General features: G+C 49.5%; 12 protein-coding genes, 1 other RNA gene and 2 pseudogenes. 9 read left to right on the plus strand and 6 right to left on the minus strand.

Annotated features, from left to right (window positions below; genetic code table 11):
- The 3 genes and pseudogenes from RWM61_RS18945 to ssrA form a co-directional block, all read left to right on the plus strand.
- Window positions 1-347: pseudogene (locus tag RWM61_RS18945) on the plus strand (ribonuclease R); the annotation flags it as partial.
- 239 nt (window positions 348-586) lie between these two features.
- Window positions 587-1,066 (plus strand): SsrA-binding protein SmpB, encoded by a 480-nt coding sequence (gene smpB / locus RWM61_RS18950; protein ID WP_314003729.1) that lies wholly within the window; start codon window positions 587-589, stop codon window positions 1,064-1,066.
- A gap of 202 nt (window positions 1,067-1,268) precedes the next feature.
- Window positions 1,269-1,632, plus strand: a transfer-messenger RNA (tmRNA) gene (gene ssrA, locus RWM61_RS18955).
- Window positions 1,633-1,933: 301 nt separating this feature from the next.
- Here ssrA and RWM61_RS20350 read toward each other — a convergent pair.
- The 4 genes and pseudogenes from RWM61_RS20350 to RWM61_RS20355 form a co-directional block, all read right to left on the minus strand.
- Window positions 1,934-2,261, minus strand: a pseudogene (locus RWM61_RS20350) (Hsp20/alpha crystallin family protein); the annotation flags it as partial.
- A 59-nt stretch (window positions 2,262-2,320) separates the two neighbouring features.
- Window positions 2,321-2,635, minus strand: a complete 315-nt coding sequence (locus RWM61_RS18960; protein ID WP_314003731.1) for a cupin domain-containing protein — start codon at window positions 2,633-2,635, stop codon at window positions 2,321-2,323.
- Between the two features lie 20 nt (window positions 2,636-2,655).
- Window positions 2,656-3,105 carry a hemerythrin domain-containing protein gene (locus RWM61_RS18965; RefSeq protein WP_314003733.1) on the minus strand — a complete coding sequence of 150 codons (450 nt, stop codon included), beginning with the start codon at window positions 3,103-3,105 and terminating at the stop codon, window positions 2,656-2,658.
- Window positions 3,062-3,445 (minus strand): hypothetical protein, encoded by a 384-nt coding sequence (locus tag RWM61_RS20355; RefSeq protein ID WP_399539036.1) that lies wholly within the window; start codon window positions 3,443-3,445, stop codon window positions 3,062-3,064. The genes RWM61_RS18965 and RWM61_RS20355 overlap by 44 nt, the downstream gene beginning before the upstream one ends.
- A 90-nt stretch (window positions 3,446-3,535) precedes the next feature.
- On the opposite strand from RWM61_RS20355, the gene RWM61_RS18975 reads away from it, so the two are divergent.
- Window positions 3,536-5,140 (plus strand): MFS transporter, encoded by a 1,605-nt coding sequence (locus tag RWM61_RS18975; protein ID WP_314003736.1) that lies wholly within the window; start codon window positions 3,536-3,538, stop codon window positions 5,138-5,140.
- Here the strand turns inward: RWM61_RS18975 and RWM61_RS18980 are convergent.
- The gene (locus tag RWM61_RS18980) at window positions 5,137-5,589 is read right to left on the minus strand and encodes a hemerythrin domain-containing protein (RefSeq protein WP_314003750.1); all 453 of its coding nucleotides are present in this window, start codon (window positions 5,587-5,589) and stop codon (window positions 5,137-5,139) included. The genes RWM61_RS18975 and RWM61_RS18980 overlap by 4 nt on opposite strands.
- A gap of 155 nt (window positions 5,590-5,744) precedes the next feature.
- Here RWM61_RS18980 and RWM61_RS18985 point away from each other — a divergent pair, with 155 nt between their 5' ends.
- The 5 genes from RWM61_RS18985 (at window position 5,745) to RWM61_RS19005 (ending at window position 13,011) form a co-directional block, all read left to right on the plus strand.
- A complete protein-coding gene (locus RWM61_RS18985) occupies window positions 5,745-9,431 on the plus strand; it encodes a nitrate reductase subunit alpha (protein ID WP_314003738.1) in 3,687 nt (1,228 codons plus the stop codon).
- Entirely contained in the window at window positions 9,421-10,965 is a 1,545-nt protein-coding gene (gene narH, locus RWM61_RS18990) for a nitrate reductase subunit beta (protein WP_314003740.1), read from the plus strand. The genes RWM61_RS18985 and narH overlap by 11 nt, the downstream gene beginning before the upstream one ends.
- Window positions 10,940-11,470, plus strand: coding sequence for a nitrate reductase molybdenum cofactor assembly chaperone (gene narJ / locus RWM61_RS18995; RefSeq protein WP_314003742.1), 531 nt, complete (start codon window positions 10,940-10,942; stop codon window positions 11,468-11,470). Before narH ends, narJ begins: the two co-directional genes overlap by 26 nt.
- Before the next feature lie 18 nt (window positions 11,471-11,488).
- Entirely contained in the window at window positions 11,489-12,181 is a 693-nt protein-coding gene (narI, locus tag RWM61_RS19000) for a respiratory nitrate reductase subunit gamma (RefSeq protein ID WP_314003744.1), read from the plus strand.
- A 308-nt stretch (window positions 12,182-12,489) separates the two neighbouring features.
- Window positions 12,490-13,011, plus strand: coding sequence for a hypothetical protein (locus tag RWM61_RS19005; protein ID WP_314003746.1), 522 nt, complete (start codon window positions 12,490-12,492; stop codon window positions 13,009-13,011).
- Between the two features lie 304 nt (window positions 13,012-13,315).
- Here the strand turns inward: RWM61_RS19005 and RWM61_RS19010 are convergent, their stop codons facing one another.
- Complete coding sequence (locus RWM61_RS19010; RefSeq protein WP_314003748.1) at window positions 13,316-13,645, minus strand: hypothetical protein; 330 nt, start codon at window positions 13,643-13,645, stop codon at window positions 13,316-13,318.
- Window positions 13,646-14,033: the final 388 nt, after the last annotated feature.

Raw genomic sequence — 14,033 nt, forward strand, 5'->3', positions numbered from 1 at the left:
CAGCCGCGCCGCGTGCAGGCGGTAGACGCGGCGGTGGGCGGCGTGGAGGCGATGCCGGCGCGGGAGCCGGCGCTGCGCTCGAGGCGGACGCCAAGCCGGCGGCCGGCGGGCGCAAGGATATGTGGGGCCTGCCGATCGGCGGCGGCTCTGCATCCGCTGCGGGAAGCGGCGGTGGAGCGGGAACGAGACGGAAGAAGACGTCGAACAGCGGCATTTTCATCGGGGAAGCGGCGGGCGGTTCGGAACCTTCGGGTTCCGGTACCGGCGGCGGTACCCGCAAGAAGCGCGGCGGCAAAGGCGGCGGCGGTAACGGGACGGCCGCGTTCGTGCGCAAGAAACGCAAATAGTGCAAGGAGCCCCGGCCGAGGTTACGGTGGGGCTCCTGCTTTTTTCAGCTGTGAGGTGTGTGTTTTTGCTTATTGGGCTGGGGAGTCGGCATAGGTGGAAGCAGTATAGGCGCAAGCGACGCATAGGCGACACACATAGGCGCAAGCTTCTTGCTTTCCGGGCATAAAGTTGCTACAATGGTTCTCTGATACGCACCTGTGACAGGGCTGGATACCGCGACGTTGAAGGGGGAATAAGCATGGGCAAGAAGCACGACGACAAGCCGCTCGCGCAGAATAAGAAGGCGTCCCATGATTATTTCATCGAAGAGACGTACGAAGCGGGCATCGTGCTCACGGGTACGGAGATCAAGTCGGTTCGGAACGGCAAAGCGAACATCAACGATGCTTTTGCGACGGTCCGGAACGGTGAAATGTTCATTCACAATATGCATATCAGCCCGTTCGAGCAGGGCAACCGGCATAACCCGACCGATCCCACGCGCGCGCGCAAGCTGCTGCTTCATAAGCAACAGATTACCAAGCTGCTCGGCCAGTCGAAGCAGGAAGGCTACGCGATCGTGCCGCTGAAGATTTACACGCGCAACGGTTATGCGAAGCTGCTGGTCGGTCTCGGCAAAGGTAAAAAGCAGTACGACAAACGCGAATCCGCCGCCAAAAAGGATGCCCAAAGGGACATTCAACGCGCGCTGCGGGAGAAGCAGAAGGTTGCGCGGTAAGTTGTTGGCGGATGCGAGGGGCTGGATAGTTGGTACCTGTGCTGCCAGCAAGCTGCCGAGCAAAGATTCGGCGGATGTGGTATAATAGATTTGCAAGTTGACGATGACAGCCTTGCTTTGAATAATTGTCATCCCGCGCTAAACGAACCGGTGTCGCGGCCTTGTGGGCTGGGGGCATGAGACGTTCGTTTATGCCGAATCCGGGGGCGTTCTTGGATTCGACGGGGGTAGTTCGAGCATGGGTTGCGGGTAGTGGGGACGCGTCCGCTTCATCAACGCTAAAGCCAATTAAATGGCAACCAACGTACAACTTTAGCAGCAGCCTAAGAAACTGTATGCTAAGCTCCTCCCTTGCATCGCCCATGTGCCGGGTGTAGGGGCTCACACTTAGTGGGATACGCCGTCTAGTCTCCGCCTGGGGCTAGCGGAAGAAGACAATCAGGCTGACCTTAGCGATAGCCGGTTACGGGGCGCTTGCCAAGGTGACATCAAATCCGTGACTACACCCGTAGAAGCCTGTGTGGCGTTATCTTCGGACAGGGGTTCAAATCCCCTCGCCTCCACCAATACCATCAGTGAGACCACCTCGTGAGGTGGTCTTTCTGCGTTTTCAGGGGTTTTTGCAGGGTGCATTGCGGTTAGAAAGCCTTGATAGGACTGGGTTTGCGGCATGTGCTGTTGATGCAACCAGTGAGTGTCACTGATGGTGTGCGTTGCGGTAGGCAATGTATATCAGTAGCTAGACTAATAAAAATAAGCCGAGAATCACTTTGTTGTGATATCGGCTTATTTAATAAAGTACTGCATCAGATTATTATATCCCGCCGTCGGCGGGAGGCTGACTTATGATTTCACGATCTCCAATAATGGCAATGTAACAGAACGTTGAAATCGGCCAACAAAGCGTTCACTCCGATGCAAGTTTTCATCCTTTACTTCATTGGTTCGGTTCAAAGATCCGCTTATGGTAAGAACTTGATTGTCAATCTGATATCCACATCTTCTTTCTTCTCCAAACCCGGCATGTCACAGGTGGCAACAACTCGTTATCTGTTTCATGAATATCGATGCTGGGCATTGCAAAATTGTAGCGGCCAAAGTTCCGGAGAGGGTTAAAGTCAGTGGTGAAGAACTGATCAAATTCTCTTCTCAGGTTTTCAAGTTGACGAAACGGCTCGTAAGGAATCAAAGACATGGTTTAGCCTTTCAAGGGTTTTAATAGTACCTACTGTCACTAAGCTTGATCGAGATGTCTTACTCCGGCTTAAGTATCGTATGAAGCGTTGGACTTGGAGTCATAATGACAAGCACTACGCTTTGTTCAAGAGCTTCAATTGAGTGTTCAACATTTTTTTCAACGGTTATCATATCCCCGGAATTCAACTGGTGTTCCTCTCCGGCAATAAACTTGATATTTCCTTCCATTACGATAACAAGAATGTCACTTGTCGTCTTGTGTTTTTGGAGCTCCTTGTCCTTTGGGAAGGAAAACTTCACGACCTTGGAGACTCCGTTGTCTAATATTGATTCTATAAACTGTTCGGTATACTTTAAGGGTTGAACCTTCAAAAAGTAACACCGCCTTTCTCTCAGCTCTTGTTAAACATCTGATTTAATTGTTCTTTTTCATCTGGGGACAGCATGTTTTCTGCCATAGGGAATAGTACATTTTCTTCTTTCATAAAGTGCTCGCTTAATATTTCATGGGCAAGTTGCGCATAAGCAGCAAGGCGTTTCGCCTGATCAAAATCGATGGAGATTAAGTCCTCTTTCGAGATTTCCTCTTGAAACTTCTTGAGATTTTGTTTGGCTTGATCGTGCTCATATTCCATGACCGCGATCGGTCCCACATCGCGTCCGATGTATTTGGCCATCATGGGGAAGAGTGCATCTTCCTCTCGCTCCGAATGCGGATCCAGCTGTTCGACGAAGGTCTGAACCTTATTTTTAAGGATACCCAATGTTGTTCGCCAGTTGCTGTTGGCGTCATCTCCCTCACTTCGCCGTTTTTGAAAGTGCCTTCGAGTATTCATGCACATTGCTATCCAGGGACCAGCCGGTCTTCAAGCCAAGGACGAACCATCCCAACGCCAATACTCCGATAGCAAATATAGTATCCCCGATAATCCTCAGCCAATGCAAAGTCTGAATCCTCGGTTGTGTCAAAAATTCAGCGGTGGCATGTATTCGATGAAACGAATATGGAGAGGCTTTCAACAGACAACTGTCAATTTCATCAAAAGAAAGCAGCTTATCGTTTTTCAAGAAGTCCATGCCTTCCTTGGACATACAGTACATGCAGCGCAAGTTGCATTGATCCGTAACCGATATCCGGAGGTAATCAAGCGTTCGTCCAAAGCGGTCGACCAATTGTGGCATCCGTTCACCCTCTCTCATGGAATAAAAACACATTGACCAGAAAAAAATGAAGGGTGGCATCAAAAAATTCCCTTCTCGAGGAGAGCCATTATGAACCGTCCCATTGTTCAGCTAATTTTGCAAACATTTAGTCTAGTTATTGGTTTTATGGTATGGGTCATCTTGTCTTCCCTAATTCCTTTTATCAAAGAGGATATTGCTCTGAAACCCAATCAGTTAGCCTGGTTAACTGCGATTCCAGTCATATTGGGCTCCATTCTACGGATTCCGTTGGGGTACGTCACGAATCGGATGGGAGCAAGACTCACATTTGCATTCAGTTTTTTAATTCTTTTGTTCCCAATTTATTATATAAGCGTTGCAAATTCTTATACCGATCTGTTAATCGGTGGCTTTCTTCTAGGGATTGGCGGAGCAGTTTTTTCAGTAGGCGTCACCTCACTTCCGAAATACTATCCGAGGGAACGGCATGGTTTCATCAACGGTATTTATGGAGCTGGCAATATAGGAACAGCGATCACCTCTTTTTTCGCGCCGGTTGTTGCTAATGCCTTCGGATGGACACTTACTGTCCGGTCGTATTTGATTTTGGTTGCGGCATGCATCGTGCTTGTTTTTTTCATGGGTGATCGAAGGGAACCCAAAGCCGTTACGCCTTTGATGGAACAAATCAAATCCGTTTACAGGAATGAAAAGCTGTGGTTTCTATGTTTGTTCTATTTCCTTACCTTCGGCTCCTTTGTTGCATTTACAGTGTACTTGCCAAACTTTCTCGTCAATCAGTTTCAACTGGATAAAGTGGATGCAGGGATCAGGACGGCCGGATTCATCGTTCTGGCAACGGTGTTGCGGCCTTTAGGCGGTTGGCTCGGGGATAAGTTCAATGCGTTCAAGATCCTCATGCTGGTTTTCGGAGGCTTGACGCTTTCCGGGGTGCTATTGTCTTTTAAGCCCGAAATCGTCTTGTTTACGGTTGGCTGTTTGTCAGTCGCGGCCTGTGCGGGAATCGGAAACGGTACGATCTTCAAGCTTGTACCACTGTATTTCTCGAAGCAAGCCGGGATTGTGAACGGGATTGTGGCGGCGATGGGCGGATTGGGCGGATTTTTTCCGCCGCTTATGTTGACCGCCCTCTTTAATCTGACGGGCCATTATGCGATCGGGTTTATGGCTCTATCTGAAGTAGCTCTGGCGAGCCTTATTCTTGTGTTCTGGATGTTTTATCAAGATAAGCTTGTGCTGAAGGATCGTATTTTTGAGCATACCGGTGAAGGAATCATGGTTACCAATACGAAAGGGATTATCACGATGGTGAATCCGGCATTCAGTTCGGTTACCGGTTATCAGCCCGATGAGGCAATCGGGAAGACCCCGCGCATCTTAAAATCGGGGAGACAAAGCCGGGATTTCTATAAACAAATGTGGGTTTCACTCAAGAAAAGCGGGTTTTGGCAAGGGGAAATCTGGAACAAACGCAAGAATGGCCAAATATATCTGGAGTGGCTGACCATCAGCGCCATCAAGAACGAGGGTGGAGACGTTCAAAACTATGTCGGAATGTTTAGCGATATCACGATGCGAGCTAAGAACAGCCAAGAGTCCATTAAAGAAAAACAAGGAGGAATCAGTGAACAGGCCTTCCCTCCTTATAACAACGTCATCGGTCCATCGAACGATGTTTTACGGACTGACTAATGCGCGGCGTCGGATAGTTCGTGATCGGTGTCGAGCAAATATTTCTCCTCATGTTCACTGTGGATTCGGACGATTTGAGCGATGGTCTTGAATCGATCCATGATGGCTTCGCTAAGCTCCTCATGAGCCAAGCTTGATTTCACTTCCGCTACTAGCAGCCTTATGAGATCATGATCCCGGCGCAGCATGATCACAGTTTCTGAAAGTTCTGGTTTCTGCTGCGCCATATCGTTGTAAAACCCTTCTTCTTCCGCTTCTGCGTGAGCCAGTGTACGTGTCTCCCAATGTTCAATCAGGGCGGTGGCAACCACGCGGGAATGTTCTATCCGGTTTTCCTTTAATAATTGCACAAGCAGGTCAGTCAATTGGATTCCTTCCGACAGCGCACCGTCATGTATCGCGCGATGCGCGTGCAGTTGTTTGAGTGCAGGCCCCGACAAGTCATTCACCTCTAGCAAAGTATTTATCCCCAGTATAGACCTTATAAGATCCTCTTAATCCAATCTATATGGCATTATGCATCGAATCCGACATCCAACTGCATATTTTTGCCACCAACGGCAAATAACAAGAACTAACATGAATGTAAGCTGGAGGGGATTGGATGGCACGCAGTATTTCTCCGTTCTTGAAAAAGTTGCGGTATTTCGGGAAGGCCGAAAACCTTACCGAACACAGTGTATTATCGCCTTACGAAAGAGAGCAGGCCGAAAAAGTGTATCGCCGCCGTTGGCAGCACGATAAAGTGGTTCGCACGACGCATGGGGTAAACTGCACGGGGTCCTGCAGCTGGAAGGTGCATGTCAAAGACGGAATTATCACATGGGAAACCCAACAAACGGATTATCCGACGACCGGTCCAGATATGCCCGAGTATGAGCCTCGCGGGTGCCCAAGAGGAGCCAGCTTTTCATGGTATACCTACAGTCCGCTTCGCGTTCGTTACCCTTACGTCCGTAGCGCATTGCTCCAGATGTGGAGACACGCGTTGAAACAAGAGGGCGACCCGGTTTCCGCATGGAGGTCCATCGTCCAGGATCCAGACAAAGCAAAAAGGTATAAGCAAGCTCGTGGAAAAGGGGGATTTGTCCGCGCTGATTGGGATGAGGCGAATATGATGATCTCAGCCTCTCTCATCCATACGATCCAAACCTACGGTCCCGACCGGATATTTGGTTTTTCTCCGATCCCGGCTATGTCCATGGTCAGTTATGCGGGAGGCGGGAGGTTTTTATCGTTATTAGGCGGCTCTTTACTCAGCTTTTACGATTGGTATGCCGATTTGCCGGCTTCCAGTCCGCAAATATGGGGAGAGCAAACTGACGTTCCGGAAAGCTCCGACTGGTTTAATTCCGGCTATCTGCTGATTTGGGGCTCCAACCTGCCGCAAACCCGAACGCCGGACTCCCACTTCATGATTGAATCCCGCTATCGGGGCACGAAAGTGGTTGCCGTAGCGCCGGATTATGCCGAGTATGTGAAATTCGCCGACAACTGGCTTGCTGTCCAGCCCGGCATGGATGCTGCCCTTGCCATGGCGATGACCCATGTGATTCTAAAGGAATTTTATGTGGATCGAAAGACTGATTACTTTATCGACTACGTGAAGAAATATACTGACTTGCCTTTTTTGGTTGTTTTGAATAAAAGGGGAGAGTATTTCACGGCGGACCGATTCTTGAGGGCCATCGACCTCGGGATGCCGCTTCAGCATGGGGAATGGAAAACCGTCATGTGGGATGAGAAAACGAAGCGTTTCGCAGTCCCCAACGGAACCATTGGACATCGTTGGGAGGACGACGGAAACTGGAACCTGCACTTGCGGGATCAGGCGAACGGATTGTCGAACATCGATCCGGCGCTCAGCTTTCTGGGTACGGAAGATCAGGTGGTAACCCTGGAAATCCCGCACTTTGAGCCGGAGTCCAAGACGATCCTTCGCCGCTCCATCCCAGCCAAGGCGATTACGATCAAAGGTGAATCCGTATTCGTTGCAACCGTCTTTGATTTGCTGATAGCCAAAGTCGGCATTTCCCGCGGTTTGCCGGGGGATTATCCAACGGATTATGATGATCCGCAGCCTTATACGCCTGCATGGCAAGAGGCCATTACAGGCATTGACCGCAAACTGGCGGCACAAATTGCTCGGGAGTTTGCCCAGAACGCCGTAGATTCCAAAGGGCGCTCGATGATTATCATGGGCTCTGGAATTAATCACTGGTACCATTCCGACGCGATTTACCGGGCTGTATTAAACCTGGTTCTGCTTACCGGATCGCAAGGGGTCAACGGCGGAGGGTGGGCCCATTATGTCGGCCAGGAGAAAGTAAGACCTCTGGAAGGATGGCAAACCATAGCAATGGCCCGGGATTGGGGCGGACCGCCGCGGCTGCAGAACGGGACGTCTTTCTTCTACTTCGCAACCGAGCAGTGGCGGTACGAGGATCAATCAATGAGCGATCAGATTTCTCCCTTGGTGGATAAGCCGCGTTATGCACATGGCGGAGACTATAACCATTTGGCTGCGCGACTGGGATGGCTGCCCTCTTATCCGCAGTTTAACCGGAACAGCCTGAAGCTTTTTGATGAGTCGAAAGCTTCAACCAAAGAAGAAGCGATTCAGCACGTCGTGAAACAGATCAAACAGGGGCAACTCAAATTCGCCATTGAGAATCCGGCAGATCCGGTCAATTTCCCGCGTATCCTGTTTGTTTGGCGGGCCAATTTGATCGGAAGCTCGGCGAAAGGCCACGAATATTTTCTGAAGCATCTGCTTGGTACCCACCATGCGAATATGAGCGAGCAGAATCAGGACCTAAAGACGGAAGAAATACAGTGGTCGGATCATTCGCCGGAAGGAAAGCTGGATCTGATGATCAACGTCGATTTTCGCATGGCGGGAACCGGCCTCTATTCCGATATCGTCTTGCCTGCTGCTACCTGGTACGAGAAATACGATATCAGCAGCACCGATATGCATCCGTTCGTGCATCCGTTCAATCCGGCTATTGCACCGCCTTGGGAAGCACGTTCCGACTGGGATTTTTTCAAGAAGCTCGCCCGTACCTTCTCGGAAATGGCATCAAGGTACTTTTCAGGCCCGATTAAGGATATGGTCGCGACTCCCCTGCTCCACGATTCACGGGATGAAATCGCGCAGCCGTACGGCCGGGTTGAGGATTGGAAGAGCGGGGGTAACGATCCGGTTCCCGGCTTGAATTTTCCCCGTCTTCATGTGGTGGAACGCGATTACGTCAAGGTGTACGAGAAATTTATTGCCCTCGGCCCGATGGTGAAAGAGCAGATCGGGGCGAAAGGGATGTCCTGGAGCGCCAAAGATGAATATGAGAAGCTGAAGGCTATGTTGGGAACCGCCTCCCAGACTGCGGACTACAAGGATTGCCCAAGCCTGTATACGGATCGGGATGCGGCGGAAACGATCCTGACGCTATCCAGCACGACCAACGGAGCGCTCGCCATGAAAGCTTGGGAGGCCGCAGAGAAACGAACCGGACAGAAACTCAAGGATCTGGCGGAGGAACGTGCGGAGGAGCATATCTCGTTCCAGGAAATCACCGCTCAACCGAGACAGGTCATTTCTTCTCCGGTTTTCAGCGGCTCGGAAACCGGGAACCGCCGTTACTCGCCGTTTACGACCAACGTGGAACGGCTTATTCCCTGGCGGACTTTGACCGGCAGGCAGCATTTTTACCTCGACCACGAAATCATGCTTGAATTCGGAGAGGAGCTGCCAACTTTCAAAGCGCCATTGCGTAAAGCCGCGTTTTATCAGGCTGACCGAAAACCGGATGTGAAGGGGAAGCAAATATCCCTGCGCTATTTGACCCCTCATTATAAATGGTCCTACCACAGTACGTACGGTGACACGTTGACCATGCTGACCATGTTTCGGGGAGGGCCTCATGTCTGGATGAACAATCGGGACGCTGAGGAATGCGGGATCACGGATAACGATTGGCTGGAAATGTACAACCGGAACGGGGTTGTCGTCGCCCGAGCGGTTGTGAGTCATCGTCTGCCAAGAGGAGTAGTCTTCATGTATCACGTCCAGGAACGTCATATTAACGTTCCCGGTTCTCCGATTAGCAAGACGCGCGGCGGAACCTTCAACAGCCCGACCCGAATTCATGTGAAGCCGACCCAGATGATCGGCGGTTATGCCCAGCTCAGCTTCGGATTCAATTATTACGGCCCGACGGGAAATCAAAGGGATGAAGTCGTCATGATCCGCAAACTGAATCGGGAGGAGGTCAACTGGCTTGAAGATTAGGGCGCAATTCGGCATGGTGATGAATCTGGATAAGTGCATCGGATGCCATACGTGCAGCATCACCTGCAACAATACCTGGACGAACCGTCCGGGCGCGGAATACATGTGGTGGAACAATGTGGAGACCAAGCCTGGAATCGGATATCCAATGGAGTGGGAGAACCAGGACCTCCACAAAGGCGGTTGGACGCTGAAGAACGGGAAACTGGAGCTCCGCGCGGGCGGCCGGGCAACGAAATTGCTGAACATTTTTCATAACCCGAATATGGCTGTGATCGACGATTATTACGAACCGTGGACCTACGACTATGAAAACCTGATCAACAGTCCGGAAAAGCAGCATCAACCGGTTGCCCGGCCCAAGTCGCAGCTGACCGGCGAATATATGGATATCAAATGGGGACCGAACTGGGAAGACGATCTCGCCGGCGTTTATCAAACGGGATTGCGGGATTACAATGCCCAGGGGCTTGAAGAAAAAGTAAAATTTGAATATGAGCAAACCTTCATGATGTATTTGCCCCGCATTTGCGAGCATTGCATCAACCCGCCATGTGTATCCTCCTGTCCTTCGGGTTCGATCTACAAGCGCGAAGAAGACGGGATCGTGCTTGTCGACCAGAATGCTTGCCGAAGCTGGAGATTTTGCATGACGGGATGTCCATACAAAAAAGTCTATTATAACTGGAAAACGAACAAGGCTGAAAAATGCACGTTCTGCTTTCCCAGAATCGAAGCCGGGCTGCCGACCGTCTGTTCCGAAACATGCGTAGGCCGTCTGCGTTACATCGGGCTGGTGTTTTATGATCTGGACAAAGTGGAACAAGCGGCTTCCGTCGCAGATGAAAAAGATCTGTACGAAGCGCATTTGAACATTTTTCTTGATCCGCATGATCCTAAAGTCATTTGCGAAGCCCGCAAAGCTGGGTATCAGGAGGACTGGATCGAGGCGGCTCAACGTTCGCCTATCTATAAGCTGGCTGTCGAACAGAAGATTGCTCTACCCCTTCATCCGGAATACCGTACACTGCCGATGGTATGGTATATCCCGCCATTAAGTCCCATCATGGGGGCTTTCGAAGGTGCTCCAGAAGGGATTGATCCGCGCATCATCTTCCCGACGATCGACCAGATGCGGATTCCGATTGAATACTTGGCCAATATGCTGAGTGCCGGTGATACGAATGTCATACGGAATGTGTTGAAAAAAATGGTGGTCATGAGAAGCTACATGCGTTCCGTGAATTTGGGTAAAGAGCCGGATAAACGGTTGATCAATTCCGTCGGAATGACCGAACAAGCGGTGCGGGATATGTATGAATTGGCCGCAATTGCCAAGTATTCGGACCGTTACGTGATTCCTTCCTCTCACCGGGAAGTCGCAGAAAACATGTATTTGGGTCAGGGAACGGTCGGTTTCGATTTTATGGAGGGTTGCTCCGGATGCTCGGTGAATCATCAGATGCCGGAGGATTACAAATTCGGGGATGACTACTGGGGGAATTTGAGTGGAACAGCATCAAAAAATCTTTAAGCTCGCATCAGTCTTGCTGCAATATCCAGAGCCGGAATGGCTGCTTGCCGATGACTTGCGCCAGGAGATTATCGACCTGGATAATCGGACAATAAGGGAGATTTATCTGCAGTTCGTTGATTATATGGAGATTCATGGGGTTGAACGGCTGGCAGAGCAATATGTTGGAACCTTTGATTTCAGCGATACGACGACCCTTTACTTAACGTATCACCGATTCGGCGATAACCCGGATCGCGGCCCGGCATTCATCAAGTTAAGGGAGGAGTTCGCCAGCGCCGGATATCCTTTGGAAGATGACGAGTTGCCGGATTATTTGCCGCTGGTATTGGAGTTTGCTTCGATCGCGAGTCCGGAACATGCGAGAAAAATCTTTATGATCCATAAGCAAACGATCGACCGGCTTCTTGCCGAATTGGACAAGGCGGATAGTCCGTACCGCTGGATCATACAGGCTCTAGTTCATGCGATCGATGCGTTTCTTGCGGAAAGCAAGGCATCTTAGGGAGTAAGGAGGGATTCCATGACCGGGCTCGATCAATTTCTATGGCTGATTTACCCGTATATCATGCTAACGCTTTTTGTAGTTGGGCATATTTACCGCTACAACACAGACCAGTTCGGTTGGTCTGCGAAGTCCAGCGAGTTTCTGGAAAAGCGGAATTTGAAATGGGCAAGCCTGCTGTTTCACTGGGGGATCATATTCGTGTTCTTCGGGCATGTGGCGGGGGTGCTTGTCCCTAAAGGGTTTTACGAGGTCATTGGGGTAACGGACGAAATGTACCATTTCGGAGCTGTATGGATCGGCGGCGCAGCGGGGCTCATGGCGGTTGCGGGTATATTGCTGTTGTTTATCCGCCGGGTTACATTCCGCCGCCTCTCCATCCACAGCAGTACGAGCGACTGGATCACCTTGATCCTGCTCGCCTTCGTGATTGTAACCGGCTTTACGAACACGGTCGGATATACGGCTTCGGGAGGAGAATTCGACTACCGGGATTCGATCGGGCCGTGGTTTCGCGGCATCCTCAGCTTCAACCCTGATGCCGAGTTAATGGTCGGAGCGCCAATAGGCTTTCAAATTCATATTCTAGGCGCTTTTCTCCTGTTCGGGATTTGGCCTTTTACACGACTTGTTCATGTATGGAGTGTCCCGCTTACTTATCTGAACAGACGTTACTTAGTTTACCGTAGCATGAGACCGAAAAAAATCTGACCAGTCGAAAACAGTAGAAGGTCTCTGGAAATGGCTGAAAGGCGATGTCGTTAATAATGTCTTTTACCACACGGCAGCAGAAATTCGGAACAATGTTCACTCCTTCATGGAATCCATTATGAGGGAACCTCAAACAATAATTGACCGTCTCAAGCCTTCTACACAGACTGGGCTGCTTATCTATCAGGCTTTATCGATCAGACCTCTGAAAAAGACCTCTAGACTAATAGCCATTTGGTCTCTTAAGTGGTCATCTCCCATCTCGAACGCCTCCAACCCAAATCAGGCAAGAAGTTCAATCGATCCCTATGACCGATTCGATATGGAAGGAACTGTTCACCTCTTTAAGCAGCAACATGAATTCCTTCGTTTCAAATGCCGGAATCTACAGAAAAATACTTAATCCTTTTCTCCGCGAAGGATTAAGCGATTATTATGCCAACGATCAGATCGAAACTTTGATTGAAATGCTCTGGATTAAATATGCAGACTTAGAGATATCGATTCCTGATCAGAGATCACTAGGAGGAGAAACCAATGTCCGCCTTGCCGCATTTACCATAGCGTTATATCATTCGTTGACAGCTGCAGGAAAAACAAAAGAAGAGGCGACCCGAATCATCTTCGACATCAGTTGGCATGTTTATTCCAAAATGGCGGACATTGCTTGGTCAATGGCCGGTATGTTTTCCGACCAGACGTATAGCCGCATTCGATTATCTTTTAAAAATTTAAAAATTTATTTAATTTTCCTTTCAGTGAACCCTCTTACCGTTGGGAGTGGAAATATCCGGAAACAAATGCTGATGTGGTTGGGTTTGATTGCTTAAAATGTCCGGTAGCGGAATTTTTTGAATCCCATAATCTTTCCGAGCTGTGCGTAAAATACTTGGTGCAATTTGGACTATCCGCTTGCTGAACAATGGGGTGCCGTGCTGGAGCGCACGGCAACGATCGCTGGCGGTGCCAAGATATGTGACTTCCGCTGGAGAGTGAAGAAGGCTGCTGCGTTGTGATGCAGTTAGCTAAAGTCATCCATTGGATGTCACTTGGACAGTATGAGCGCGAGCGTGTTGACGTACGATTGGCTGCGAAATGATGTCGTAAACTACACCATGCAACAAAATTAGCCCCTTACGGGGCTTTATTGCTGCGGAAAGCTTGTTGTTCAATAGATCGCAAGGACAGCACTTCAAGGACGCGTTCGTGACGATCTTGGGCAGCTGCTATTTCATTGATGGATTCGGCACTTTTGGCTGTTTGCTCGAATGTAGCGTCCAGTTTCTGCTCAATCCTATCGATCTTATCATCCATTTTTTGAATCTTGTCATCCATTTTTTGAATCTTGTCATCCATTTTTTGAATCTTATCATCCATTCTTTGAATATTACCATCCATTATTTGGACGGTTTTATCCATCTCATCCAATTTTCCTAGAATCGTTTTCAACAACTCTTCACTCATCGTATCAACTCCTTGTTTTAGGATAGCATGGAGTGGTTTAGGCTTGCAATGATAGCCTCTTACGTGGCCTATTTCTCAAGTTCATCAATGACATATTTGATTGGTATTGCGAATTCGAGATTAGACCCTTGAATGCCTGATGATGTAATTCCGATCCATAAGTCTGGCTATTTCCTTTGCTGTTTGGGGGATTTGCCCGATCTTGCCCGTAATTGCCCATTTATTTCCTAACTGATCAGCTGTTACGGTTCCTTTTAAAAATCCGCTAAAAGTGTAACTATCAATTGAAATTGTGCCGATCTGGTTATCTCCATCCCCGTAATTAATTTTAAGGGCTCTTCGCCACTAGCGATGCTATGAGCATAAATTAGCTCTACGAATTTCCAGA

The sequence above is a fragment of the uncultured Paenibacillus sp. genome (assembly GCF_963515335.1).
In the GTDB taxonomy this organism is placed as follows: Bacteria; Bacillota; Bacilli; order Paenibacillales; family Paenibacillaceae; genus Paenibacillus_I.

Bases quoted from the DNA above. Each gene is read 5' to 3' on its own strand.
- narI (WP_314003744.1), top strand. From the start codon at position 11,489: ATGACCGGGCTCGATCAATTTCTATGGCTGATTTACCCGTATATCATG.
- RWM61_RS19005 (WP_314003746.1), top strand. From the start codon at position 12,490: ATGACCGATTCGATATGGAAGGAACTGTTCACCTCTTTAAGCAGCAAC.
- RWM61_RS20355 (WP_399539036.1), bottom strand. From the start codon at position 3,445: ATGCCACAATTGGTCGACCGCTTTGGACGAACGCTTGATTACCTCCGG.
- RWM61_RS19010 (WP_314003748.1), bottom strand. From the start codon at position 13,645: ATGAGTGAAGAGTTGTTGAAAACGATTCTAGGAAAATTGGATGAGATG.
- RWM61_RS18975 (WP_314003736.1), top strand. From the start codon at position 3,536: ATGAACCGTCCCATTGTTCAGCTAATTTTGCAAACATTTAGTCTAGTT.
- RWM61_RS18985 (WP_314003738.1), top strand. From the start codon at position 5,745: ATGGCACGCAGTATTTCTCCGTTCTTGAAAAAGTTGCGGTATTTCGGG.
- RWM61_RS18965 (WP_314003733.1), bottom strand. From the start codon at position 3,105: ATGTGCATGAATACTCGAAGGCACTTTCAAAAACGGCGAAGTGAGGGA.
- smpB (WP_314003729.1), top strand. From the start codon at position 587: ATGGGCAAGAAGCACGACGACAAGCCGCTCGCGCAGAATAAGAAGGCG.